The following is a 24,184-nucleotide window of genomic DNA, read 5'->3' on the forward strand; positions in this document are numbered from 1 at the left end:
TCCTCACGAAAACATACAGAATCATTTATCACAAACTAAAACCGCGACCACACCAACTATTTAATTAACAATCACACTACGCCGGACGTTTGATTTTATATTTAAGCGTTTTCCTATAGAGCGTATTTCGACTTATACCTAACTGCTTCGCGGTGCGCGTCATGTGCCAATGACATTGTTCAAGCGTCGATAACAATGCATGGTGCTCAGCCTCTTCAAGAGGCGATTCACCGTCTTTTTCAACGGGTGCGTGATGCAAGATCGAGGGCAGATCCAGCAATCCAATCCTGCCGTCATCGCTGAGCGCTATCAGTGTGCGCAGTAAAGTGCGCAACTGACGCACATTGCCTGGCCAGGCGTAGCCCAGCAGGGCCTGGCGTGCCGCAGGTTTGAGGCTGACCGTTTGCTCACCTGACTCCTGTGCCAGCAAAAAATCCAACACCTGTGACTTGTCAGCACGGTCACGCAACGCCGGCAGCGCCACCTCCAGGCCATTGAGCCGGTAGTACAAGTCCTCGCGAAAACTGCCCTCTTGTACACGCTCAAGCAGATTGCGGTGGGTGGCGCTGATGATTCTGACATCCACGGCCCGGGGCTCACCGCCGATGGGCACCACGATACGATCCTCCAGCACTCTTAACAGGCGGGTCTGCAGGGCAAGGGGCATATCGCCGATTTCATCCAGGAACAGCGTCCCCCCATCGGCCTCTTGCAGTTTGCCCTGCATGCCTTCCTTGCGCGCACCGGTGAAGCTGCCGCCACGGTAGCCAAACAGTTCGCTTTCAATCAGGCTTTCCGGGATGGCGCCGCAGTTGATGGCGACGAATGCCTTATCGGCCCTTCGACTGGCCTGATGCACGGCCTTGGCGAAGGCCTCTTTACCGCAGCCGGTTTCGCCATTGATCAGCAGCGGTACGTCGCGCTCGAACACTTTGAGCGCCCTGCCAAAGTCCGCCTGCAACGCGGGATCACTCAGGCAAATACCCGGCACGCTTGGCACTTCTGGCTTGGCAGCTGCTGCTGACACGCTACGCTGCTGACCACGCAAGGCAGCAAATAGATGACGGCCGTCACGGGTACGTAACGGCCAGCTTGCGGTGGCATTGGCGCTGGCGCGACCGAGCAATTGGTCAAGCGTACTGTCAAACAGCGCTTGCACCGGGTGCCCGAGCAAACCGCCGCGAGCCTGCCCCAGCAGGTTCAGGGCACTTTGATTGGCCGCGCAGATACGCCCATCGCCGTCGAACGCCAGCAGCCCCTCGCTGAACAAGCCCACCGACTCGGCCTGCAGATGAAAACGCAGCAACCAGTGATGCTCAAAATGACGCAGGAAGTAACAGCTCTCGATCATCTTGGCCGAGAGGTTCACCAGCGCCATCGTGTGAAACTGGCTCTGACGCGACACTGCTTCACGTGCAGATGACACATCCAGCACTGCCAGCAGTTCGCCATGAGGATCGAACACCGGGCTCGCCGAGCAGGTCAGGCCAGTGTGACGGCCGCGAAAATGCTCATCGCGGTGAATCGTCACGGACTGGCGCTCCACCAGGCAAGTGCCGATGCCATTGGTGCCTTCGCACGCCTCGCTCCAGTCGGCACCGAGCCACAGCCCGGCGCGCTCGAAAATCCTGCGCTCGGACGGCGCGGTGACACAGTTGAGGATCACCCCGCGTGCGTCGGTGAGCAGCACCGCGTGACCGGCGCCCGAGAGCTGCTGATGCAGGCTGTGCATCTCGCTGCCGGCGATGTGCAGCACCTGTTGCAGGCGCTCGCGGCTTTCCTGCAGGCGGCCGTGTTCAAGCACGGTGGGGGCGATGGTCTGAGCAGGATCAAGGTGATAATCCTCCAGACAGCGCAGCCAGGAGCGCGCGATGGAGGGATCACTGGACGGGTCGTGGCCACGCGCCACTGTGAGGACTTGCCGGGCATGGCGACTGAAATGATCGTTGCGCATTTTTTATTGTTCTCCCTGCGTGAGAACGGCCAGCATCCCCCAGCCATCCAGCCAATGCAATCGCGCGCCCATGGGGTGTACCGTTTATGGCACAAACTGTCACTTTGAATGTACCGCCTGCGTGACAGCAACGGCTTGCAACAAACGCTAACCCCTTGATTTACCTGACCCGCCACGCGCTGGCCCGACCTTTGCTCTACGCTTTATCACGCGCAACATCGCTGTACTCCAATAAACATAAAAGTCAGGAGATACCCACCATGCGTTACGCACACCCCGGCACCGAAGGCGCCATCGTTTCGTTCAAGGCCAAGTACGGCAACTACATCGGCGGCGAATTCGTCGCGCCGGTCGATGGCAACTATTTCACCAACACCTCGCCGGTCAACGGCAAACCGATCGCCGACTTTCCGCGCTCCACCGCCAAAGACATCGACAAGGCGCTGGACGCCGCCCATGCCGCCGCTGACGCCTGGGGCAAAACCTCGGCCCAGGACCGCTCGCTGGTGCTGCTGAAAATCGCCGACCGCATCGAACAGAACCTTGAACTGCTGGCCATCACCGAAACCTGGGACAACGGCAAGGCCGTGCGTGAAACCCTCAACGCCGACATACCGCTGGCCGCCGACCATTTCCGCTACTTCGCCGGCTGCATCCGCGCCCAGGAAGGCAGCAGCGCCGAAATCAACGAACACACCGCCGCCTATCACTTCCATGAACCGCTGGGCGTGGTTGGGCAGATCATTCCGTGGAACTTCCCGCTGCTGATGGCCGCCTGGAAACTCGCGCCGGCCCTGGCCGCCGGTAACTGCGTGGTGCTCAAACCCGCCGAACAAACGCCGCTGGGCATCAACGTACTGATGGAGCTGATCGGCGACCTGCTGCCACCGGGCGTGCTGAACGTAGTACACGGGTTCGGCAAGGAAGCCGGCGAAGCCCTGGCCACCAGCAAGCGCATCGCCAAGATCGCCTTTACCGGCTCCACGCCGGTGGGCTCGCACATCATGCATGCGGCAGCCGAGAACATCATTCCGTCCACCGTCGAGCTGGGTGGCAAGTCGCCGAACATATTCTTTGCCGACATCATGAAGGCCGAGCCGCAATTCATCGAGAAAGCCGCTGAAGGCCTGGTGCTGGCGTTCTTCAACCAGGGCGAGGTGTGCACCTGCCCATCGCGTGCGCTGGTGGAAGAGTCGATCTACGACGACTTCATGAAAGTGGTGATGAAAAAGGTCGAGTCGATCAAACGTGGCGACCCGCTGGACACCGACACCATGGTCGGCGCCCAGGCGTCCGAGCAACAGTTCGACAAGATTCTGTCCTACCTGGAGATCGCCAAGGGCGAAGGCGCCGAGCTGCTGACCGGTGGCAAAGTCGAGAAACTGGCGGGGGACATGGCCGGCGGCTATTACATCCAGCCGACCCTGCTCAAGGGCACCAACAAGATGCGCGTGTTCCAGGAAGAAATCTTCGGCCCGGTGGTGAGCATCACTACCTTCAAGGACGAAGCCGAAGCCCTGGCAATCGCCAACGACACCGAGTTCGGCCTGGGTGCTGGCCTGTGGACTCGCGATATCAACCGCGCGTATCGCATGGGCCGTGCGATCAAGGCGGGTCGCGTGTGGACCAACTGCTACCACCTGTACCCGGCGCACGCGGCGTTTGGTGGTTACAAAAAGTCAGGCGTGGGGCGTGAGACCCACAAGATGATGTTGGATCACTACCAGCAGACCAAGAACTTGCTGGTGAGCTACGACATCAATCCGCTGGGCTTCTTCTGATTTTCTGACTGCAATGCAAGCCCCTGTGGGAGGGGGCTTGCTCACGATTGCAGTGTGTCAGCCAATATGTATGCCACTGACCCACCGCTATCGGGAGCAAGCCCCCTCCCACACTTGGATCTCCACAGGTACTTGCGATGTGTATTCGGCCTATATAGGCCGAGTTAAAAACAATAAGAATGGAAGGTACTTCCTCATGTCCAGCGAACCCACTCGCTCCTCCGTCGACTTCGAAAACGTCGACAGCGACTACTTCCAACAACGCGAACTGAAAAAAGGCGCCGCCGGCTGGGTGCTGCTGGTCGGCCTGGGCGTTGCCTACGTGATTTCCGGCGACTACGCCGGCTGGAATTTCGGCCTGGCCCAGGGTGGTTGGGGCGGCATGTTCCTCGCCACATTGCTGATGGCCACCATGTACCTGTGCATGTGTTTTTCCCTGGCCGAGCTGTCTTCCATGATTCCCACCGCTGGTGGCGGCTACGGCTTTTCCCGTAGCGCGTTCGGCCCCTGGGGCGGGTTCCTTACCGGCACCGCCATCCTCATCGAATACGCCATCGCCCCCGCCGCCATTGCGGTGTTTATCGGCGCCTATTGCGAGTCGCTGTTCGGCATCGGCGGCTGGATGATTTATCTGGCGTTCTACATCCTCTTTATCGGCATCCATATCTTCGGCGTGGGCGAAGCCCTGAAGCTGATGTTTGTGATCACCGCCGTCGCCGCCATTGCCCTGGGCGTGTTTCTGATGTCGATGGTGCCGCACTTCAGTGTCGCCAACCTGCTGGACATGCCGGTGACCGAAGCGCGAGGCGCCAGCAGCTTCCTGCCGTTCGGCTACGTCGGCGTGTGGGCCGCTATCCCTTATGCCATCTGGTTTTTCCTTGCGGTGGAAGGCGTGCCGCTGGCGGCCGAAGAAACCCGCAACCCCAAGCGCGACCTGCCGCGCGGCCTGATCGGTGCCATTGTGGTGCTCACCAGTTTTGCCCTGTTGATTCTGGTGATTGCGCCGGGCGGCGCCGGCACCTATGCGCTGGTCAAGTCCGGCAACCCACTGGTTGAGGCGCTGGCCCTGGCGTACGGCGGTTCGACCTGGATGGGCAGCTTCGTCAACCTGGTCGGGCTGGCGGGGCTGATCGCGAGCTTTTTCTCGATCATCTATGCCTATTCCCGACAGATTTTTGCCTTGTCCCGTGCCGGCTACCTGCCGCGCAAGTTGTCCGAGACCAACAAGAGCAAGGCGCCGGTACTGGCGCTGGTGATCCCCGGCATCATCGGCTTTGGCCTGTCGCTGACCGGCCAGGGCGACTTGCTGATCCTGGTGGCCGTGTTTGGCGCGACCATTTCCTACGTGCTGATGATGGCCGCACACATCACCCTGCGCATTCGCCGCCCCAAAATGGACCGTCCGTACCGCACGCCGGGCGGCATCTTCACCTCGGGCGTGGCGCTGGTGCTGGCCTGCGTGGCCGTGGTGGCGGGCTTTCTGGTGGATCCACGGGTGGTGATTGGCGCCGCGATCATCTATGGAGTATTAATTGCTTACTTTGCTTTCTACAGCCGGCATCACTTGGTAGCAGGCACGCCCGAAGAAGAATTCGCGGCGATCCAGGCCGCAGAGGCCGCCTTGCACTGAACTGCCGTAAACCTCGACGCGGGCGCTGCCTGCGTCGCCAAGGAGACACTGTATGGCAAGTTTTTCCCACGCGGTGGGTGCGCAAACCTACCGCTTCGACAGCCTCAAGGACGTGATGGCCAAGGCCAGCCCGGCCCGTTCCGGTGACTTCCTCGCAGGCGTCGCCGCGCAGAACGACGGTGAACGGGTCGCGGCGCAAATGGCCCTGGCGAATATCCCGCTCAAGCACTTCCTCGAAGAAGCGCTGATCCCGTATGAACGCGACGAAGTCACCCGGCTGATCATCGACACCCACGACAGACAGGCCTTTGCCGTGGTCAGCCACCTGACCGTAGGCGGCCTGCGCGACTGGCTGCTTAGCGATGCGGCCGACGAACATTCCCTGCGCGCCCTGGCGCCCGGGCTGACACCGGAAATGGCCGCTGCCGTGTCCAAGATCATGCGCGTGCAGGACTTGGTGCTGGTGGCGCAGAAGATCCGCGTGGTCACCCGCTTTCGCGGCACCATGGGCCTGCGCGGGCGCCTGTCAACGCGCCTGCAACCCAATCACCCCACCGACGAACCGGCGGGCATCGCCGCGAGCATCCTCGACGGCCTGCTCTACGGCAACGGCGACGCCATGATCGGCATCAACCCGGCCACCGACAGCACCGCCTCGATCTGCGCCATGCTGGAGATGCTCGACGCAATCATCCAGCGCTATGAAATCCCTACCCAGGCCTGCGTGCTGACCCACGTCACCACCTCCATCGAGGCCATCAACCGTGGCGTCCCGCTGGACCTGGTGTTTCAGTCGATTGCCGGCACCGAAGCGGCCAACGCCAGCTTCGGCATCAGCCTGAGCGTGCTGCAGGAAGGTTACGACGCAGGCTTGAGCCTCAAGCGCGGCACCCTGGGCCAGAACCTGATGTATTTCGAAACCGGCCAGGGCAGTGCGTTATCCGCCAACGCGCACTTTGGCGTCGACCAGCAAACCTGCGAAACCCGCGCTTATGCGGTGGCGCGGCATTTCAAGCCGTTTCTGGTCAACACCGTGGTCGGCTTTATCGGGCCCGAATACCTGTACAACGGCAAGCAGATCATCCGCGCCGGCCTTGAAGACCACTTCTGCGGCAAGTTGCTCGGCGTGCCCATGGGCTGCGACATCTGCTACACCAACCACGCCGAAGCCGACCAGGACGACATGGACACCCTGCTGACCCTGCTGGGCGTGGCCGGGATCAACTTCATCATGGGCATCCCCGGCTCCGATGACATCATGCTCAACTACCAGACCACCTCGTTCCACGATGCCTTGTACGCACGCCAAACATTAGGTTTAAAGCCAGCGCCGGAATTCGAACAGTGGCTGGCCAAAATGGGCATCTTTACCCAGGCCGATGGCAAGGTGCAGTTTGGCAACAGTCTGCCACCGGCGTTCCGCCACGCCCTGGCGCAACTCGGATGAAGGAGCCACCCGTGTCACTCGACCTGCCTGACAACCCGTGGCTGCAATTGCGCCGCCTCACCCCGGCGCGCATCGCTCTGGGCCGCACCGGCACCAGCCTGCCCACCAGTGCGCAGCTGGACTTTCAATTCGCCCACGCCCAGGCGCGCGATGCGGTGCACCTGCCCTTCGATCACGCAGGCTTGAGCAGCCAACTGGCCGAGCGCGGCCGCGACAGCCTGTTGCTGCACAGCGCCGCCGCCGACCGCCACAGCTACCTGCAACGGCCGGACCTGGGTCGACGTTTAAGTGATGAGTCGGCCCAACACCTGCGCGACTACGCCGCAGCGAATCCCGGCGGCGTCGACCTGGCGGTGGTGGTGGCCGATGGTTTGTCGGCGCTGGCGGTGCATAAACATACGTTGCCGTTTCTGACGCGCATGGAAGAACAGACCCACGCCGAGGGGTGGTCCCTGTCGCCGGTTATTCTGGTGGAACAAGGCCGCGTGGCAGTGGCGGATGAGATAGGCCAACTGCTCGGCGCCAAAATGACAGTGATCCTGATCGGCGAGCGGCCAGGGCTCAGTTCGCCGGACAGCCTGGGGCTGTATTTCACCTATAACCCGAAGGTTGGCCTCAACGACGCCAATCGCAACTGCATTTCCAACGTGCGCCTGGAAGGTCTCAGCTACGGCATGGCGGCCCATCGCCTGCTTTACTTGATGCGGGAGGCGTGTCGTCGGCGGCTGTCGGGGGTCAACCTCAAGGACGAGGCGCAGCTGCAAACCCTCGAATCCGACGATCCCGACCTGATGAAAGGAAACTTCCTGCTGGGCCCGCCCACGGACTGATCGCGGCACGATTGCGCTTTTTCGCGTCTTTAGGCAGCATCAAGTCACGGCCGCTCCTGTGGTCATATCCTTTGGAAGTTGAGGCCTGGCATGCGGATTACTCAAGCGACCCTGGAACACCTGGACCTGTTGACCCCGCTGTTCGTCAAATACCGTGAATTCTATGGCGCGCTGCCGTTTCCGGATTCGTCGCGGGACTTTCTGGAAAAGCGCCTGCGCCGTAAAGAGTCGGTGATTTACCTGGCGCTGGCCGATGACGACGACAAGCGGTTGCTGGGGTTCTGCCAGCTGTATCCGAGTTTTTCCTCTCTGTCGCTCAAGCGCGTGTGGATCCTCAACGACATCTATGTGGCCGAGGATGCGCGCCGGCAACTGGTGGCCGACAACCTGATGCGCACCGCGAAGAAAATGGCCAGGGAAACCCACGCGGTGCGGCTGCGGGTGTCGACCAGCAGTGACAATGAAGTGGCGCAGAAAACCTATGAGTCGATCGGCTTTCGCGAAGACACCGAGTTCATGAATTACGTTCTGCCGATCAACGAAGACTGACGCCAAAGCCTCCCGCAGCTCCAATGTGGGTGCCTATCCCACATTGGCAACCACGACACGCCCCGCTACAAAAGCAGCACGCTTTTCAACGCTCAATCCGTATAATGCGGACCTTTCCAGGGTTGTAAGAAATGCGACAGTCACTTGTAGCCTTATTGCCCGAGCCTCCGCAGAGGCCTGCCGAGTCGGGCCGTTCACACAGGTGCCATCCATGGATTTCAACCCGCTTGACCTGATCCTGCATCTCGACGTTTACCTCGACATGCTGGTAACCAACTACGGTCCGTGGATCTACGCCATTCTGTTCCTGGTCATTTTTTGCGAAACGGGCCTTGTGGTCATGCCCTTCCTGCCGGGCGATTCCCTGCTGTTTATCGCTGGCGCCGTCGCCGCCGGTGGCGGCATGGACCCCGTACTGCTCGGCGGCCTGTTGATGCTGGCCGCGATCCTCGGCGACAGCACCAACTATGTCATCGGACGAACCGCCGGAGAACGCCTGTTCAGCAACCCGAACTCGAAGATCTTCCGCCGCGACTACCTGCAAAAAACCCATGATTTCTACGACAAGCACGGCGGCAAAACCGTGACCCTGGCGCGCTTCCTGCCGATCCTGCGCACCTTTGCGCCGTTTGTGGCCGGCATCGCCAAGATGCCCTACCCGCGCTTCTTCGGGTTCAGCGTGCTGGGCACCATTCTCTGGGTTGGTGGCCTGGTGACCCTAGGCTACTTCTTCGGCAACGTACCGTTTATCAAGAAGAACCTGTCGCTGCTGGTGGTATTCATCATCCTGCTGTCGCTGGTGCCGATGATCATTGGCGTGTTCCGCAGCCGTTTCGGTCGCGCGTCCTCCGAAGCCAAGCCGCAGTAACCGGCCATGTGGTCCCTCAGCGCCTGGCGTCGCCGGCGCCTGCTGGCCCGGCACCCGATCGCCGATGACACCTGGCAGCGGGTGCGCAGCCACCTGACCTTCCTCGACGGCCTCACCGCCGAACAGGATCAGTGGTTGCGCGAAGCCTGCATCCTCTTCCTTGCCGACAAACACCTCACCGCCCTGCCCGGCGTCGACCTGCACCAGGAACAACGCCTGCTGCTCGCCGCCCAGGCGCAGTTGCCGCTGATGAACCTGGGTGATCTCGACTGGTATCAGGGCTTCCACGAAATCGTGCTGTACCCCGACGACTTCCTCAGCCCCCAGCGCCATCGCGATGCCAGCGGCGTGGAGCACGAGTGGGACGGCGAGCACAGCGGCGAAGCCTGGCAGCAGGGCCCGGTGATTCTTGCCTGGCCCGGGGTGCTGGCCAGCGGCAATTGGGAAGGCTACAACCTGGTGATCCACGAGCTCGCCCACAAGCTCGATATGCTCACCGGCGACGCTAATGGCCTGCCGCCGCTGCACAAGGATATGCGCGTGCAGGAATGGGCCAGCGTGATGCAAGACGCCTTCGATGACCTCAATCGCCAACTGGATGCCGATCCCGACATCGAGACGGTCATTGATCCCTATGCGGCGGAAAACCCGGCGGAATTCTTTGCCGTCACCAGCGAATATTTTTTCAGTGCCCCGGATTTGCTGGTCGACAGTTATCCACAGGTGTACGCCCAACTCAGCCGCTTTTATCGCCAGGATCCCCTGGCCCGCCTGCGCCACCTGCAAGCCCACGACCCGCGCTACCAGCCGCCGGTTGAATGACCGTACGACGTCTGGCGCATGGCATCGGCGTCAGAATATGCCTATAATCGCCGCCACTTTTAGGCCAATCCGGCCATGTTCAATGGCCAACTACGGGGGCAACGCCCAATGAGCTACAGCAAGATTCCGGCTGGCAAAGACCTGCCGAACGACATCTACGTCGCCATCGAAATTCCGGCCAACCACGCGCCGATCAAATACGAAATCGACAAAGACAGCGACTGCCTGTTCGTTGACCGTTTCATGGCCACCCCGATGTTCTACCCGGCCAACTACGGTTTCATCCCCAACACTCTGGCCGACGACGGTGACCCCCTCGACGTGCTGGTCGTGACCCCTTACCCGGTTACGCCAGGCTCGGTTATCCGCGCCCGCCCGGTCGGCATCCTGAACATGACCGACGACGGCGGCGGCGACGCCAAAGTGATCGCGGTGCCACACGACAAGCTGTCCCAGCTGTACGTGGACGTTAAGGAATACACCGACCTGCCACCGCTGTTGCTGGAGCAGATCAAACACTTCTTCGAGAACTACAAAGACCTCGAAAAAGGCAAATGGGTGAAGATCGAAGGCTGGGGCAACGCAGACGCCGCCCGCGCCGAAATCATGAAGTCCGTGGCTGCCTACAAAGGCTGATCCCTGATTTTCATTGCCTCGCCCAATAAAAAACCCCGATCACTCGGGGTTTTTTTATGGGTACACCTAAACGACAAGTTCAACTAGCAACAAACAGAGTTTAGTAATCCGATAAAGTTGAAAAATCAGGCCACAACTAAGGAAAAGCCTACACGCGCAATTCAACGCATGGTTTATTTGATTGGTTTTCTTGGCCAGTAAACTCTGCGTTTATGAATACATCAGGTGATCGTTTAAAAGCACTGTTAAGGGAAGTTCATCTTTCCGCCTCCGACTTCGCCAAGAACCGCGGCGTCACGCCCCAGCACGTGAACAACTGGTTCAAACGCGGCGTGCCCATGGGCCGACTCAACGAGATCGCAGAGCTGTTATGCGTCTCCAGCCGTTGGCTGCGCACTGGCAAAGGCTCCAAACACCCACCGGCCAACTTCCTGCTGGAAGGCCCGGGAACCACGAAAGGACTCACCTACGTTCGCGAGGAAAGCGGAAAATACCTCACAGGCCCAGCCTGTCTCCCGGAAAAGCTCGACGTGGAGCTCTCCCTCCACCCCACGTTCACCTCCACCGAGCGCATCCGCGTCTCCCTGCACACCCTTGACGCCCTCAACGTAAACCCCGACCGCGCGGTAGGCGCCTACATGGTCGACAACAGCATGATCGACATCATCCAGCAAGGCGCCACCCTCGCCATTGACCGAGGCCGCACGCAAATCATCGACGGCGAAATTTACGCCGTGGAGCATGACGGCATGCTGCGCATCAAATACCTCTACAACCGGCCCGGTGGCGGATTGCGAATGCGCAGCCACAATGCCGTCGAGCATCCCGATGAATACCTCACCTACGATGAGCGCTTCGAACAAAACTTCCTGATCGTGGGTTGGGTGTTCTGGTGGTCCACCCTGAATAACCGCCGCCCACCAGTGCCGCTGGACGATCACTTATTGGGCTGGGAAGGCTCTAAATCGGATCCGGAGGTGGGCAACTGAGATGAATATGGGTATCATCCGCCGCACATTTGGCAGGGGGTGGCTTTGCGCTATCTATCCTGCCTGGCAATGCGGAGGAGTTCCCGCGGATGCCCCTACTATTCTGCCCGACTCGATGTGGGCTGAGCGATTTGAAGGCTGGTGAGGTTTGTCAGAAGCAAGCCGAAGCAGTCAGCGAGAAGCCGGCCACAAGCCGGCTTTTTAATGCCTGTAAAAAACCTCGCTTCAGCCGTTGCATCAAGCCGGCCGCATGCACTCCACAGCCCGCTCCGCAACCATCTTAGCCATGTCCACCAAATGCATCACCGCCCGCTGTGGCGCAGCTACCGGCTGTGCGAGCGCCTGCGAAGTTGCCACCGCACATTGCAGCAGCTCGGCTACACGCAACCAGGCATCTTCAAAGCTCAGTTCTTCATTGACAGTGAATGGGTGGGTAGCACGCGATGACGACGAATCCGAAACAACGTTATCCATAGCAAAGCTCCAATCGATAATTTGGAGCTGCCACTCCGCGCGACTAAACGAGAGGCGGCAGCTGTACGCAGGTTAGTCGACCGGTCGATTGGGAACCCGGCGCACCCTAAGGTGCCCTGCGCACAGCTGCCATAAGATGCAGGCGAAGGGGTGCCTGACTCATGAGTTGCTTATGCGCCAATCGAATCCGGGCGACTAAACCCGATCACTGAATAGGCAGTGACGGACCGCAGCCTAGTCGCAGGATTTCACTGGCGCAAGCCGCTGGGATTCTCTAGGAAACGTCCTGCAAATGAAAGGGATCGGACCTGCTGGCTATTCAATACGCGAGAAAGCAGCCACCGCCTACTGTCCCCTTCAAGTTGACAGTAAGACGCCCGCCACCCGATTTATCCCCCAACACCCACGCTTTAACCTGTGCCCATGTTGAACAAAACATCCAACCAACCAAAAAGGACTTCACCCATGAGCACTCCAACCTACAGCCGCTTGAACAAAGACGACGCCATCGTTCTGCTGGTCGACCACCAGACCGGCCTCATCTCGCTGGTGCAGGACTTCTCCCCCAACGAGTTCAAGAACAACGTGCTTGCGCTGGCCGACCTTGCCAAGTTCTTCAACCTGCCGACCATCCTCACCACCAGCTTCGAGCAAGGTCCCAACGGCCCGCTGGTGCCGGAGTTGAAGGAGATGTTCCCGGATGCGCCGTACATCGCGCGCCCTGGTCAGATCAACGCGTGGGACAACGAAGACTTCGTCAAGGCGATCAAGGCCACCGGCCGCAGGCAGATCATCATTGCCGGTGTGGTCACGGATGTGTGCGTGGCATTCCCGACCTTGTCGGCGCTGGCGGAAGGGTTTGAGGTGTTTGTGGTGACGGATGCGTCGGGCACCTTCAATACCACGGTGCAACAGGCGGCCTGGAGCCGGATGACACAGGCCGGTGCGCAACTGATGAACTGGTTCTCGGTGGCGTGCGAGCTGCACCGCGACTGGCGCAACGATATCGAAGGCCTGGGGAATCTGTTGTCCCAGCGCATTCCCAACTATCGTAATTTGATGAACGGTTATGCGGCGCTGACAGCCCAGCAGAAGTAAGTGATCCGCCAAGCCTGCCTTGAAAAGCAGGCTTTTTCACATTTCAATCGCCAAGCAAATTTGGGTCTATACGCCCCAGAGCCCGCATGTACAGGTTCATGGTGGTCCCCTCACCCAATGCCGTGTGGACTTTCACCGTGCCACCCGCGCGCTGCGCGAATTCCATCACTTGGGACAGTCCCAACCCGGTGCCTTTGCCTGCGCACTTGGTAGTGAAAAAGGGCTCAAAAATCTGCGCGGCGAGGGCTTCGGGGATGCCCGGGCCGTTGTCGCTGACGCTGAGCAACAGGTAGTTGCCTGCGGCAACCGCTTCGTCCTGGTTCAGGTTGACCAGACGCGAGGTGATGTGGATACGACCGTTGCCGCCCAGGGCATCCCGGGCGTTGGTCAGCAGGTTGATCACGGCGGCGCTCAACTGCGCTTCTTCGCACAATACGCCGGTGCCCGGCGGCGCCAATTCCATTGAAAACTCGACACAGTCCGAAGCGGTGCGCAACAGCACGTCGCGCATGCTCTCCAGGCGCTCGTTCACGTCGATGCACATCAGGTTGGGGCTGTCGTGGCGCACACTGGTCAGCAGGTGGTTGACCAGCAATCGGCCTTGATCCACGGCTTGCATGCCGGCATCGCTGAAGCGTTCGACATCCGCCGGCCTGCGTGCGCGCAGGCGGATCATTTGCAGGCTGGCGCTCAGGGCCTGGAGCAAGTTGTTGAAGTCGTGGGCGATGCTGGCGGCTACCATGCCCAGGGACGAAACGCGCTTGGCATGATGAAGAAACTGTTCGGCCTGGCGGCCCAGGGCTTGCGCCTGGGCGAGTTCGCTCTCCAGGCTGCGCGCGCGTTGTTCGCGTTGTTCGCTGAGCAGGCGCAATTGCAGCAACGAGGCCGTTTGGCGGGCCAGGGCCTGCAGCGCGCTGTGTTGCGCAATGGTCAGCGTGCGCGGTCGCGTGTCGATGACGCACACGGTGCCCAAGGCAAAACCTCGATCATCGCGAATCGGCGCACCTGCATAAAAGCGGATATACGGCGGGCCCAGCACCAGTGCGCTGTGCTCGAAACGCGGGTCGCACAGGGCGTCTTCTACCACCAGCACCTCATCGGGCGCGAGGATGGCATGGGCGCAGAACGCCAGGTCGCGATGGGTCTCGCGCACGTCCAGGCCAATGCAGGCCTTGAACCACTGACGCTCGTTGTCCACCAGCGACACCAGCGCAATCGGCACATCGCACAGGCCGGTCGCCAGCAGCACGATGTCGTCGAAACCTTGCTCAGGAACGCTGTCCAGAATGCCCAGGTGCTCCAGGGACCGGATGCGCTCATGCTCGTTGGCAGGAGGCGGGGCAGGAAGATGAGGCATCTGCATACGTCGCGATCAGTCCGTGAAAGAAAAGGATGCGCGGGGCATTGCGGCCCGGCAAGGTAAACAAAGGAAATCTTGTGCCCGTCTGTTTCTTGGTAGCAGCAGCGAATATTCGCTGTTTTCCTGACGCCTCAGCGTACACCCGCAGGCATGCACTGCGGTGGTTAGAGGCACCCCCATGGCAATCGTTCATTGGCTCCCCTCCGACACTGCGGTGGCGGTGTCAGTCAATAAGCAGGATCGCTATCTGAAGTAGCCGTCCAGCATGAGTTGCCGCTGACTTCTGCGCTGCTGTCGTAAGCCCATTCTGATTTTGCAAACCGTTCATCCAGCCCTATTTCGCCGGGGCAGAATCCGACGCCTTGACCCCCTGCCGAGACGTCACGGATGACCCACGCTGCCCACATCGCTTTTATCGAGCATGAGCTCGATGACTTTCATCAGAGCCTGCTGATTTATCGCCAGCAGATGGGCGCCTGGTATTCGCGCGCGCTGGATTCAGTGAGCGATGGACTGGATATGCCGTCGTTGCTGGGGATGGACCGGGTGATTCGGGTGGGCGATGCCCAGCGCTCCGTGAGCATTGCCGATGCTGACTTTTCCACCGTGGCCCGCTGCCCGGCGGGCGGTGTACTAAAGATTGAGAGCACGTTCGAGTCGGTCTATGACGTGCCGATTGGCGATATTGCGGTTGAGGTGATCGGCCTGGATGACGGCAGTTCGACGCTGATCCAGCTGGATGAACACGGCAAGGGATCACACGTTTGCGTGGCCGGCGGGCGATATCAGGTGCGGGTGCAGGGCGGTGTTTCGGCGCAACAGGTGGACGCGTTGTTCGCCTCCTACGCCGGGCTGACGACGGACCTGGAGCAATGGCTGCGCAAACTAGGCAATAAAAAAGGAAGCCATGCTCCACATTTCAATACCCAGCCAAGCGTTAAGGGAAAAAAGATATCTTTAACGATTGGAACTGACACGCACACTTACTTTAAGAGATAGATGATGGAGTCCGTATATATCAAGGAAACAGGCATTCACCCCTGGGATCAACTGCACCCAGACGCAGACCCTGAATTCACAACAATGACCTTGCTAAACCAAAATTTCTCAGATGTTTGGAACACGTGGTGTGATTTAAGTGTGCTGCTTACCCGAAAATGGCCCACGATTCTCCAGTGGAACACATCGATGACTCCCCTTAGCAGTAAAACTCAAGAATACTTGATGCTGAAGGAATTCAGCAAGCGTTCAGGTCCTAATGACATTTTAAAGAAAAACCAGACCACCTCAATTTATTCCGAAATCGTGCATCTGAATTCCAATCCCACAAATATAGACCCTACAGGCCTGACGACATATCGAACGAGCATTATCATCATGCAAAATAAAAATTTTGAACCTGAAAACACCTGGAACAAACTAAGTCATTTAAAAAATATATCTACCACTGAAAACCTCAAACTAATCCTCACTGACAAAGACTCCATCTGCTTCAGGTTTTATGACATGGAAACACACGGAGCAGCACAACTAATTTGCCATTCCAAAAATGCAAAATATGCCGGCAACGCACTTAGCAATGTCAACGCTACGAAAATAAACAAAAACGACATTTACGCCTACATTCACCGAAAATAGATAACTTCGTCAAAACCCAAAGCAAGCGTTAACTGAGCGAACATTTACCAAAGGAAAGCAATGTTAGAGAAGAATAAAAAAATAGTACTTACAGGCGAAGAAGCTCTTGATGCTTTGAAAGAGGTTGAATTTATATTGATATCCCTACATAAAATGGGCAGCTTTTATGCTGAAAAGCCTGGCGCCCTGGAAGAATATCGCAAAGCGACCACTGACTTTATCGATGATTGCGCCGTTACCCAGCGATTATCAAAGGTACGCACGATAATTTCTCAACACTTTGATGACTCTCTCGGCGATGATGAACTGGATGATATAGAGAGACACTTTTCCGATCTGAAATTCTGGAAACCCGATCAACCCTTAAATGGAAAAACACCTGAAACAAAAGCACTTGAAGTTTCGAAAGGAACCATTCAACAAGTAACGTGCAAGCGTAACGAATTACTGGTGGTTTTTACCAACCCGCAAGATGAATTTCTACTAATTACCTTTCACAACCCCATAGTATTCAAAAGCAATAGTGCGATTGGAGTTGAAACAGATGGCCTTTTTAAAGAAGAACACCTTACCCTTTCGCAAGTCGCAAAATGCATTATCCCTCTGCAAAATACGGAAAGTTACTGCTTCAAGGCAGCCATCAGCAAAGAGATTATTTTTACAGTGACCTCAGACAGATACAGCGTTGAAAAGATATGACTAAAACTCAACAAACGCTCCAGACCAAAAGTCCAAATTTGAGCGATCACCCAACGCTATGAAACACTGATTAATATTCCTAATGGGCAAACTGCTAATTACCGTTATGACCCGTTTGGAACGCTCGCAAAAAAAAATGAGCTATTTCGATGACGTATCTATGACTAGACACGATATTCGACGAGTGGAATGGAGGCCCAATAGCGATACCCGAATCAGGTTTGAAAGCCATCCGGGCGACGAGGGCCCGTTCGTACCGAGACATCACGGCGAGCACTACCCTATAGAGCTAAAACCAAGCAATCTGAGTTGGAAGCAAACGGAAAGAAACAACCTAACCATCAAGGTGCAGCCAGGAAAATATGAACAGGGGCACGGCACCGGCTTTTTACCAGGCGAAAAGCATCCAGGAATCTGACATGACGAAATTTCCCGTTTCAGATGGAACAATTGAAAAAGTAACTTGTACAAGAAATGCATTGGTCATGGATTTTAGAGATTGGAAAGAAAGATCATGGAAAATCACGTTCAACGAACTGGTTGCCTTTCAAGGCATTGGTGCCGTTGGGGCCGATATATGCGATATGTATGAAGAGGAAAACTCAACCCTCTTACAGGAGGCCATCAAATCAGAGCCCAGTGAAATAGGGAAAACCTTCTGTTTTACAGCGAGCAATGCTGGAGAAGTAATTTTTCAGGTAGTTGCCGGAAGCTATGAAGCTCAGAAACTATGACTCAACCTGCCACATCAGAATACCGTGAGACTCATCTATTGGCCTGGACGGTGAGCTGAATAAAACGCACAATCGGCTCACTAAATGAGCCGAATAACCTTTATATTCGGCTCACGCACCCAGGCATTCCACGATGGATCACCCACACTGGATCTGGCAACACGCCGATTGGCCCCACTTCCACTGGCAACCAAGCCGTCTGGCAATGCTTCTGCGCGAGTGCGCACAGGTCCAAGGCCGCCTGCTGGGCATGCTCGGTTCCGTCACCCAGGCCGTCAGTGCGCAGAACGAACTGGACACGCTGTTGCAAAACATCCTGACCTCTTCGGCTATTGAGGGCGAGCAGTTGAATGTCGGCTCGGTACGCTCCTCCCTCGCGCGCCGAATGGGCTTGCAGGTGATGGAGGACGGCCAGGTCAGCCGTCGCAGTGAAGGGCTGGCAGAGCTGATGATGGATGCCACCGAGCACTTCGCCCACCCATTCACCCTCGCCCGTTTATTTAATTGGCACCACTTGTTGTTCCCGTACGAGGAGGCAAGCCTTGCCACGCGCCCGGTCAAGGTCGCGAGTTTGAGGGGCGAGGAGCCTATGCAGGTGGTGTCGGGGCGGCTTGACCGGCCGACTGTCCACTTCGAGGCGCCACCGCGCCTGGGTCTTGAGCAGGCACTGAACGATTTTCTCGAGTGGTTCAAAACCAGCCGCCATCAGCCTGAGCTGGACCCCCTGCTGCGCGCCGGCATTGCGTACTTCTGGTTTGTCACGTTGCATCCCTTCGATGACGGCAATGGCCGCCTGACACGCGCCATTGCAGACATGGCGCTGGCCCAAGGCGAGCATCAGTCCATCCGTTTTTACGCCATGTCGGCCAGCATCCTCGAAGATCGCGCTGGTTACTACAATGCACTGGAGTCCAGCCAGAAGGCCACGCTGGATATCACTGACTGGCTGCTGTGGTTCCTCCAGACCCTGCTGCGAAGCATGCAACAGGCAATAACGCGGATTGACCGGGTGCTGGACAAGACTCGATTCTGGCAGCGCCACCATGACACAGCGTTATCCGCCGAACAGCTCAAGGTTCTCAACCGGCTGCTCGATGCCGGCGAAAAAGGTTTCGAGCATGGCATCAGCGCCGCGCAATACCAGGCAGTCGCCAGGGTCTCCAAGGCGACGGCCACGCGACATCTGGCCGATCTGCTGGAAAAAAACTGCCTGGTCCGCCTCCCCGGCGGCGGGCGCAACACGCGTTATCAAGTCAGCAACAAGGGCGAATGACAGCCCCTTCGTTTGCCCCCATCCCCCATGTCTGCTAGTGTCGCGCCGGTTTACCGTCTACCGGAATAGCCGCCATGGCCCGCAAAAAAGTTGCACTCGATTTCGAACAATCCCTCGCCGACCTGCAAACCCTGGTCGAGCGTCTGGAGAACGGCGAGTTGTCGCTGGAAGACTCGTTGACGGCGTTTGAGCAAGGCATCGGCCTGACCCGTGACTGCCAGGGCGCGTTGGCGCAGGCGGAGCAGAAGGTGCAGGTGTTGCTGGAACGTGACGGGGAGCTGGCCGAAGAACCTTTCGATGCGGAACAGCCCGAATGATCGATGCGTACCAGGCCAGTAGCCAAGCCCGGGTCAATGCGGCGCTTGCGCCCTTGTTTGTTGCGCCGGGACCTGAACTCAACCGCCTTTATGACGCCATGCGCTACAGCGTGATGAATGGCGGCAAGCGTGTGCGACCGTTGCTGGCCTATGCCGCGTGCGAGGCACTGGGCGCGCCGGCCGAGCAGGCCAACGGCGCGGCCTGTGCGGTGGAGCTGATTCACGCCTACTCCCTGGTGCATGACGACTTGCCGGCCATGGACGATGACGATCTGCGGCGCGGCCAGCCGACCACCCACAAAGCCTTTGATGAAGCCTATGCGATCCTCGCCGGTGATGGCTTGCAGGGCCTGGCGTTCAGCGCATTGCTGGACCCGGCGCTAAGCCGCGTCGATGCCGAAACACGCCTGCGCATGGTCACCGCCCTGGCCCTGGCAGCAGGCCCGGCCGGGATGGTCGGCGGGCAGGCCATCGACATGGGGTCGGTCAGTCTCAAGCTGGACCAGGCTGCCCTGGAACACATGCATCGCCACAAGACCGGTGCGCTGATCGAGGCTGCGGTGCACCTGGGTGCCCTGGCCAGCGGTCGCGCCGAGCCCGCGCAGTTGGCGGCGCTGCAGACCTACTCGCGGGCCATTGGCCTGGCCTTTCAGGTGCAGGACGACATTCTCGACGTGGAAAGTGATACCGCCACCCTCGGCAAACGCCAGGGCGCCGATATCGCACGGGACAAACCGACTTATCCTGCACTGCTCGGGCTCGATGCGGCCAAGGCGTACGCTCTGGAACTGCGCGATCAGGCCCTGGACGCCCTGCGACCTTTCGACGCGGCGGCCGCGCCACTGCGCGAGCTGGCGCGGTATATCGTCGAACGTCGCCACTGATCAACGGCGGCCATTTGCGCCGCCTATCGCTCAACTTCGGCGCTCCGCGTGGGCAGTTTGCGATGCTTGAGGTAAACTGCCGCCTCTTCTATACCTATAACGATTCGCCTGATGCCCACGACGTTTCAAGAGATTCCCCGCATACGCCCGTCCACGCCGCTGCTCGACCGTGCTGCCACGCCGGACGGCCTGCGTCGACTGGCTGAAGCCGAGCTGGAAACCCTGGCCGATGAACTGCGCCTGGAATTGCTCTATACGGTCGGCCAGACCGGTGGGCATTTCGGTGCCGGCCTGGGCGTCATCGAGCTGACTATCGCGCTGCACTACGTCTTCGACACCCCGGATGACCGGCTGGTGTGGGACGTGGGCCATCAGGCGTACCCGCATAAAATCCTTACCGGCCGTCGCGAGCGCATGAACAGCCTGCGCCAGAAGGACGGCATCGCCGCCTTCCCGCGCCGCGCCGAGAGTGAGTACGACACCTTTGGCGTCGGCCACTCCAGCACCTCCATCAGCGCCGCGCTGGGCATGGCGATTGCCGCCCGTCTGCAAGGCAGCGAGCGCAAGGCGATTGCGGTGATCGGTGACGGCGCGCTGACCGCCGGCATGGCGTTCGAAGCGCTCAACCATGCGCCGGAAGTGGACGCCAACATGCTGGTGATCCTCAACGACAACGACATGTCGATCTCGCGCAATGTCGGCGGTCTGTCCAATTACCTGGCAAAAATCCTCTCCAGCCGCACGTACGCCAGCATGCGTGAAGGCAGCAAAAAAGTGCTCTCGCGTCTGCCCGGCGCGTGGGAAATTGCCCGGCGCACCGAAGAATACGCCAAGGGCATGCTGGTGCCCGGCACACTGTTCGAAGAGCTGGGCTGGAACTACATCGGCCCCATCGACGGTCATGACCTGCCCACGCTGATTGCCACGCTGCGCAACATGCGCGACCTCAAGGGCCCGCAGTTCCTGCATATCGTTACCAAGAAGGGCAAAGGCTTCGCGCCAGCGGAGGTCGACCCGATCGGCTACCACGCGATCACCAAGCTCGACCCCCTGGACGCCCCCGCCGCCGCGCCGAAAAAGGCCAGCGGGCCTAAATATTCCGGGGTGTTCGGCGAATGGCTATGCGACATGGCCGCCGCCGACCCACGGTTGGTGGGGGTTACCCCGGCGATGAAGGAAGGCTCCGACCTGGTGGCGTTCAGCGAGCGTTTCCCGCTGCGTTACTTCGACGTGGCGATTGCCGAGCAACACGCGGTGACCTTCGCCGCCGGCATGGCCTGTGAAGGTGCCAAGCCAGTGGTGGCGATCTACTCCACATTCCTGCAGCGCGGTTATGACCAACTGGTTCACGACGTGGCGGTGCAGAACCTCGACGTACTGTTTGCCATCGACCGTGCGGGCCTGGTGGGCGAAGACGGCCCGACCCACGCCGGCAGTTTCGACCTGTCGTATCTGCGCTGCATCCCCGGCATGCTGGTGATGACGCCAAGCGACGAGAACGAACTGCGCAAGATGCTCAGCACCGGCCACCTGTACAACGGCCCCGCCGCCGTGCGCTACCCGCGCGGTACCGGCCCGAACGCAGTGATCGAAAAAGACCTCGAACCCATCGAGATCGGCAAGGGCATCGTGCGTCGCCAGGGCAGCAAGGTCGCCTTTCTGGTGTTCGGCGTGCAATTGGCCGAGGCGCTCAAAGTCGCCGAGAAGATCGACGCGACGGTGGTCGACATGCGTTTCGTCAAACCCCTGGATGAAGCCCTGGTGCGCGAGATCGCCGACAGCCATGAGCTACTGGTCACGCTTGAAGAAAACGCCATCATGGGCGGCGCCGGCGCGGCGGTCAGTGAGTGCCTGGCGCGGGAGAATATCCTCAAGTCGGTGCTGCACCTGGGCTTGCCGGACATGTATGTCGAACATGCAAAACCTGCGCAGATGCTTGCCGAATGCGGGCTGGACGAGGCCGGTATCGAAGCCTCGGTGTGCCAGCGCATGGCGTTGCTGGGCCTGTAGAAACAGAAACCAACATGTGGGAGGGGGCTTGCTCCCGATAGCAGTGGGTCAGCGACATTCAAGTTGACTGACACACCGCAATCGGGAGCAAGCCCCCTCCCACATTGGTTTTGGGTCAACTTTCAATGCTATGGACAGCCATGAAACCTCTTCATCTTGCCCTCCTGCTTCTGCCTGCCTCGGACCTGCTCGCCGCCAGCCGTGACGATGCCCTCAATCTTCCCGACGTGGTGATCAGCGCCAACCGCCAGGTCCAGGCCCGCAATGACAGCAGCGCCGCCAACACCGTGTTCACCCGCGACGACATCGACCGCCTGCAACCCACCAGCCTCACCGACCTGCTCAGCCGCGTACCGGGCGTGCAAATCGCCCCCACTGGCGGTCGCGGCAGCTTGCCAGGGGTCTACCTGCGTGGCACTACGTCCGCACAAAGCCTGGTGCTGGTGGACGGTCAGCGCATTGCCAACGCCACATCCGGTGACAGCGGCCTGCAATACCTGAACGTCGACCAGATTGAGCGGGTGGAAGTGCTGCGCGGTTCACGCTCGGTGATCTACGGCAGCGATGCGATTGGCGGGGTGATCCAGGTATTTACCCGGCGTAATGCCGAACAAGGGCTGCAACCGCGCCTGAAGCTGGGTATTGGCAGCAACCAGACCTGGGAGCGCAGCCTTGGTCTGTCTGGCGGCGATGAACACACGCGCTTCAACATCGGCGCGAGCCTGGATGAAACGGCTGGCATCAACTCGATCCATGAGTCGTTTGCCAGCGACGGCGACCGCGACGCCTACCGCAACCAGTCCATCAGCCTGAACCTCAGCCATTCGTTCAGCGATGAATGGGAAGCGGGTTTCAATCTGTTGGATAACCGTGGCAAGTCGGAATACGACAACAGCTTCGGCCGCTACGACCTTGCCACCGGGCAGAGCGTCGGACAAAAGCCCTACACCGATTACACCGTGAGCAGCGCCAGCGGCTACGTGGATGCGAGGCTCAGCGAGGGCTGGCAATCGCGCCTGGAACTGGGCCACAGCGAAAACCGTGACACCAAGCGCGACACCCTCAGCGATGATTTCAGCGTATTCAACACTTACCGCGACTCGCTCAACTGGCAGAACGACGTGACGCTCAATGACCGCAACAACCTGATCCTCGGCGGCGACTGGTACGAAGACCGCTTCCACGGCTCCACCACCTTCAGCGAAAACAGTCGCTGGAACCGCGCAGTCTTTGTGCAGCATCGCTTTCACGGCGACTGGTTTTCCACCGAGGTGGGCCTGCGCCGCGATCAAAACCAGCAGTTCGGCAGCCAGAACAGCTGGAGCGGTACTCTGAGCGTACCGATCAACCCCGACAATGATGTGCTCTTGAGCTACAGCGAGGGCTTTCGTGCGCCGACCTTTAACGACCTCTATTACCCGGACACGCAGTACAGCAACCCCAACCTGCAGCCCGAAACCTCAAAGAGCTACGAGCTGCAATGGCGCAGCCAGCTGAGTGACCACACTCGCCTGGAAGCTTCGCTGTACCGCACGCAGTTGAGCGACGCGATTATTCTCGACCGCACCGGCAAACCGCAAAACGTGGCGTCGGCGCGTATCGACGGGGTTGAAGCAGCGCTCAAGACGGAGTTGTTCGGCTGGCAGGGCAACCTGGGCGTGTCGATCATCGACCCGCGCGACCGTGACAGCGGCCACACCCTGGCCCGTCGTGCGCGTCGCACGTTGAGCCTGGATCTGGACCGACAATTCGACACACTGGGCGTGGGCGCGAGCTGGCAGGCAATCAGCAGCAGCTATGACGCGCAAGACAATCAAAACCGTCTCGCCGGTTATGCGCTGCTCGGGTTACGCAGCCGTTGGGCCGTGAGTCGCGAAGTCAGTGTGTCGCTCAAGGTCGACAACCTGCTGGACCGTCAATACGCCCGCGCCCGCTACAGCTACAACGCGGCTGACTTCTCCAACAATCAGGACTACCGCGAGCAAGGCCAGACCTGGATGCTGGGCCTGACCTGGACACCTCAGCTGTAAAGGCCCGTCATTTATCCCGGGGTAGTTTGTTGGAATCCAGATATCCCGCTTTGAGTGCATTGGCACAGGTGTTGAACGCGTAGGCGAGTTGAGTAATCGCCACGCAGAACGCATCGCGGAACCAAAAAGTATCCCCGGGGCCCAAAAATCATTTGCCGGAC

Annotated in this window: 22 protein-coding genes; 19 read left to right on the plus strand and 3 right to left on the minus strand. The window is 59.2% G+C overall.

The window, feature by feature from the left end:
* Positions 1-76: 76 nt before the first annotated feature.
* Positions 77-1,954: a sigma-54-dependent Fis family transcriptional regulator gene (locus VRB54_RS20950; RefSeq protein ID WP_338478614.1), complete on the minus strand. Its 1,878-nt coding sequence runs from the start codon at positions 1,952-1,954 to the stop codon at positions 77-79.
* A 260-nt stretch (positions 1,955-2,214) separates the two neighbouring features.
* Between VRB54_RS20950 and VRB54_RS20955 the strand changes: the two genes are divergently transcribed.
* The 9 genes from VRB54_RS20955 (at position 2,215) to VRB54_RS20995 (ending at position 11,506) form a co-directional block, all read left to right on the plus strand.
* Positions 2,215-3,735, plus strand: a complete 1,521-nt coding sequence (locus VRB54_RS20955) for an aldehyde dehydrogenase family protein (RefSeq protein WP_209985236.1) — start codon at positions 2,215-2,217, stop codon at positions 3,733-3,735.
* Positions 3,736-3,931: 196 nt separating this feature from the next.
* The gene (gene eat / locus VRB54_RS20960) at positions 3,932-5,365 is read left to right on the plus strand and encodes an ethanolamine permease (RefSeq protein WP_338478615.1); all 1,434 of its coding nucleotides are present in this window, start codon (positions 3,932-3,934) and stop codon (positions 5,363-5,365) included.
* A 52-nt stretch (positions 5,366-5,417) separates the two neighbouring features.
* Complete coding sequence (locus VRB54_RS20965; RefSeq protein ID WP_338478616.1) at positions 5,418-6,812, plus strand: ethanolamine ammonia-lyase subunit EutB; 1,395 nt, start codon at positions 5,418-5,420, stop codon at positions 6,810-6,812.
* The gene (eutC, locus tag VRB54_RS20970; RefSeq protein ID WP_338478617.1) at positions 6,809-7,642 is read left to right on the plus strand and encodes an ethanolamine ammonia-lyase subunit EutC; all 834 of its coding nucleotides are present in this window, start codon (positions 6,809-6,811) and stop codon (positions 7,640-7,642) included. Before VRB54_RS20965 ends, eutC begins: the two co-directional genes overlap by 4 nt.
* A 90-nt stretch (positions 7,643-7,732) precedes the next feature.
* Positions 7,733-8,191, plus strand: coding sequence for a GNAT family N-acetyltransferase (locus tag VRB54_RS20975; protein WP_338478618.1), 459 nt, complete (start codon positions 7,733-7,735; stop codon positions 8,189-8,191).
* Between the two features lie 211 nt (positions 8,192-8,402).
* Positions 8,403-9,059, plus strand: coding sequence for a DedA family protein (locus VRB54_RS20980; protein ID WP_003237086.1), 657 nt, complete (start codon positions 8,403-8,405; stop codon positions 9,057-9,059).
* 6 nt (positions 9,060-9,065) lie between these two features.
* On the plus strand, positions 9,066-9,881 hold the full coding sequence (locus tag VRB54_RS20985) for a M90 family metallopeptidase (protein ID WP_338478619.1): 816 nt from the start codon (positions 9,066-9,068) through the stop codon (positions 9,879-9,881).
* Positions 9,882-9,989: 108 nt separating this feature from the next.
* Positions 9,990-10,517 (plus strand): inorganic diphosphatase, encoded by a 528-nt coding sequence (gene ppa, locus VRB54_RS20990; RefSeq protein ID WP_003237090.1) that lies wholly within the window; start codon positions 9,990-9,992, stop codon positions 10,515-10,517.
* 212 nt (positions 10,518-10,729) lie between these two features.
* Positions 10,730-11,506 carry a LexA family transcriptional regulator gene (locus VRB54_RS20995; protein ID WP_338478620.1) on the plus strand — a complete coding sequence of 259 codons (777 nt, stop codon included), beginning with the start codon at positions 10,730-10,732 and terminating at the stop codon, positions 11,504-11,506.
* Positions 11,507-11,743: 237 nt separating this feature from the next.
* Here the strand turns inward: VRB54_RS20995 and VRB54_RS21000 are convergent, their stop codons facing one another.
* A complete protein-coding gene (locus VRB54_RS21000) occupies positions 11,744-11,980 on the minus strand; it encodes a DUF6124 family protein (protein WP_057010157.1) in 237 nt (78 codons plus the stop codon).
* 465 nt (positions 11,981-12,445) lie between these two features.
* Here VRB54_RS21000 and ycaC point away from each other — a divergent pair, with 465 nt between their 5' ends.
* Positions 12,446-13,078, plus strand: coding sequence for an isochorismate family cysteine hydrolase YcaC (gene ycaC, locus VRB54_RS21005; protein ID WP_057010158.1), 633 nt, complete (start codon positions 12,446-12,448; stop codon positions 13,076-13,078).
* Positions 13,079-13,121: 43 nt separating this feature from the next.
* Here ycaC and VRB54_RS21010 read toward each other — a convergent pair whose 3' ends face one another.
* A complete protein-coding gene (locus tag VRB54_RS21010) occupies positions 13,122-14,435 on the minus strand; it encodes a sensor histidine kinase (protein ID WP_338478621.1) in 1,314 nt (437 codons plus the stop codon).
* Positions 14,436-14,825: 390 nt separating this feature from the next.
* Between VRB54_RS21010 and VRB54_RS21015 the strand changes: the two genes are divergently transcribed.
* The 9 genes from VRB54_RS21015 to VRB54_RS21055 all read left to right on the plus strand — a co-directional run bounded on the left by VRB54_RS21015 (position 14,826) and on the right by VRB54_RS21055 (position 24,023).
* Positions 14,826-15,437: a hypothetical protein gene (locus VRB54_RS21015; protein ID WP_338478622.1), complete on the plus strand. Its 612-nt coding sequence runs from the start codon at positions 14,826-14,828 to the stop codon at positions 15,435-15,437.
* A complete protein-coding gene (locus VRB54_RS21020) occupies positions 15,438-16,076 on the plus strand; it encodes a hypothetical protein (RefSeq protein ID WP_338478623.1) in 639 nt (212 codons plus the stop codon).
* 60 nt (positions 16,077-16,136) lie between these two features.
* On the plus strand, positions 16,137-16,775 hold the full coding sequence (locus VRB54_RS21025) for a hypothetical protein (protein WP_338478624.1): 639 nt from the start codon (positions 16,137-16,139) through the stop codon (positions 16,773-16,775).
* A gap of 419 nt (positions 16,776-17,194) precedes the next feature.
* Positions 17,195-17,509: a hypothetical protein gene (locus tag VRB54_RS21030; protein ID WP_338478625.1), complete on the plus strand. Its 315-nt coding sequence runs from the start codon at positions 17,195-17,197 to the stop codon at positions 17,507-17,509.
* 133 nt (positions 17,510-17,642) lie between these two features.
* Positions 17,643-18,782: a Fic family protein gene (locus VRB54_RS21035; RefSeq protein ID WP_338478626.1), complete on the plus strand. Its 1,140-nt coding sequence runs from the start codon at positions 17,643-17,645 to the stop codon at positions 18,780-18,782.
* A gap of 74 nt (positions 18,783-18,856) precedes the next feature.
* Positions 18,857-19,099, plus strand: coding sequence for an exodeoxyribonuclease VII small subunit (locus tag VRB54_RS21040; protein ID WP_338478627.1), 243 nt, complete (start codon positions 18,857-18,859; stop codon positions 19,097-19,099).
* Positions 19,096-19,983 (plus strand): farnesyl diphosphate synthase, encoded by an 888-nt coding sequence (locus tag VRB54_RS21045; RefSeq protein WP_338478628.1) that lies wholly within the window; start codon positions 19,096-19,098, stop codon positions 19,981-19,983. The genes VRB54_RS21040 and VRB54_RS21045 overlap by 4 nt, the downstream gene beginning before the upstream one ends.
* A 111-nt stretch (positions 19,984-20,094) precedes the next feature.
* A complete protein-coding gene (gene dxs, locus VRB54_RS21050; RefSeq protein WP_338478629.1) occupies positions 20,095-21,993 on the plus strand; it encodes a 1-deoxy-D-xylulose-5-phosphate synthase in 1,899 nt (632 codons plus the stop codon).
* Between the two features lie 140 nt (positions 21,994-22,133).
* Positions 22,134-24,023, plus strand: coding sequence for a TonB-dependent receptor domain-containing protein (locus VRB54_RS21055; protein ID WP_338478630.1), 1,890 nt, complete (start codon positions 22,134-22,136; stop codon positions 24,021-24,023).
* The last annotated feature ends 161 nt before the right edge of the window (positions 24,024-24,184 follow it).

Origin of the sequence: Pseudomonas trivialis (assembly GCF_036864995.1) — a bacterium.
GTDB lineage: Bacteria > Pseudomonadota > Gammaproteobacteria > Pseudomonadales > Pseudomonadaceae > Aquipseudomonas > Aquipseudomonas trivialis.

Bases quoted from the DNA above. Each gene is read 5' to 3' on its own strand.
- VRB54_RS21020 (WP_338478623.1), top strand. From the start codon at position 15,438: ATGATGGAGTCCGTATATATCAAGGAAACAGGCATTCACCCCTGGGAT.
- VRB54_RS21045 (WP_338478628.1), top strand. From the start codon at position 19,096: ATGATCGATGCGTACCAGGCCAGTAGCCAAGCCCGGGTCAATGCGGCG.
- VRB54_RS21025 (WP_338478624.1), top strand. From the start codon at position 16,137: ATGTTAGAGAAGAATAAAAAAATAGTACTTACAGGCGAAGAAGCTCTT.
- VRB54_RS21010 (WP_338478621.1), bottom strand. From the start codon at position 14,435: ATGCCTCATCTTCCTGCCCCGCCTCCTGCCAACGAGCATGAGCGCATC.
- VRB54_RS21000 (WP_057010157.1), bottom strand. From the start codon at position 11,980: ATGGATAACGTTGTTTCGGATTCGTCGTCATCGCGTGCTACCCACCCA.
- VRB54_RS20985 (WP_338478619.1), top strand. From the start codon at position 9,066: ATGTGGTCCCTCAGCGCCTGGCGTCGCCGGCGCCTGCTGGCCCGGCAC.
- VRB54_RS20980 (WP_003237086.1), top strand. From the start codon at position 8,403: ATGGATTTCAACCCGCTTGACCTGATCCTGCATCTCGACGTTTACCTC.
- VRB54_RS21055 (WP_338478630.1), top strand. From the start codon at position 22,134: ATGAAACCTCTTCATCTTGCCCTCCTGCTTCTGCCTGCCTCGGACCTG.
- VRB54_RS20955 (WP_209985236.1), top strand. From the start codon at position 2,215: ATGCGTTACGCACACCCCGGCACCGAAGGCGCCATCGTTTCGTTCAAG.
- eat (WP_338478615.1), top strand. From the start codon at position 3,932: ATGTCCAGCGAACCCACTCGCTCCTCCGTCGACTTCGAAAACGTCGAC.
- VRB54_RS21040 (WP_338478627.1), top strand. From the start codon at position 18,857: ATGGCCCGCAAAAAAGTTGCACTCGATTTCGAACAATCCCTCGCCGAC.
- VRB54_RS20950 (WP_338478614.1), bottom strand. From the start codon at position 1,954: ATGCGCAACGATCATTTCAGTCGCCATGCCCGGCAAGTCCTCACAGTG.
- ycaC (WP_057010158.1), top strand. From the start codon at position 12,446: ATGAGCACTCCAACCTACAGCCGCTTGAACAAAGACGACGCCATCGTT.
- dxs (WP_338478629.1), top strand. From the start codon at position 20,095: ATGCCCACGACGTTTCAAGAGATTCCCCGCATACGCCCGTCCACGCCG.
- eutC (WP_338478617.1), top strand. From the start codon at position 6,809: ATGAAGGAGCCACCCGTGTCACTCGACCTGCCTGACAACCCGTGGCTG.
- VRB54_RS20995 (WP_338478620.1), top strand. From the start codon at position 10,730: ATGAATACATCAGGTGATCGTTTAAAAGCACTGTTAAGGGAAGTTCAT.
- VRB54_RS20965 (WP_338478616.1), top strand. From the start codon at position 5,418: ATGGCAAGTTTTTCCCACGCGGTGGGTGCGCAAACCTACCGCTTCGAC.
- ppa (WP_003237090.1), top strand. From the start codon at position 9,990: ATGAGCTACAGCAAGATTCCGGCTGGCAAAGACCTGCCGAACGACATC.
- VRB54_RS21035 (WP_338478626.1), top strand. From the start codon at position 17,643: ATGGATCACCCACACTGGATCTGGCAACACGCCGATTGGCCCCACTTC.
- VRB54_RS21015 (WP_338478622.1), top strand. From the start codon at position 14,826: ATGACCCACGCTGCCCACATCGCTTTTATCGAGCATGAGCTCGATGAC.
- VRB54_RS20975 (WP_338478618.1), top strand. From the start codon at position 7,733: ATGCGGATTACTCAAGCGACCCTGGAACACCTGGACCTGTTGACCCCG.
- VRB54_RS21030 (WP_338478625.1), top strand. From the start codon at position 17,195: ATGACGAAATTTCCCGTTTCAGATGGAACAATTGAAAAAGTAACTTGT.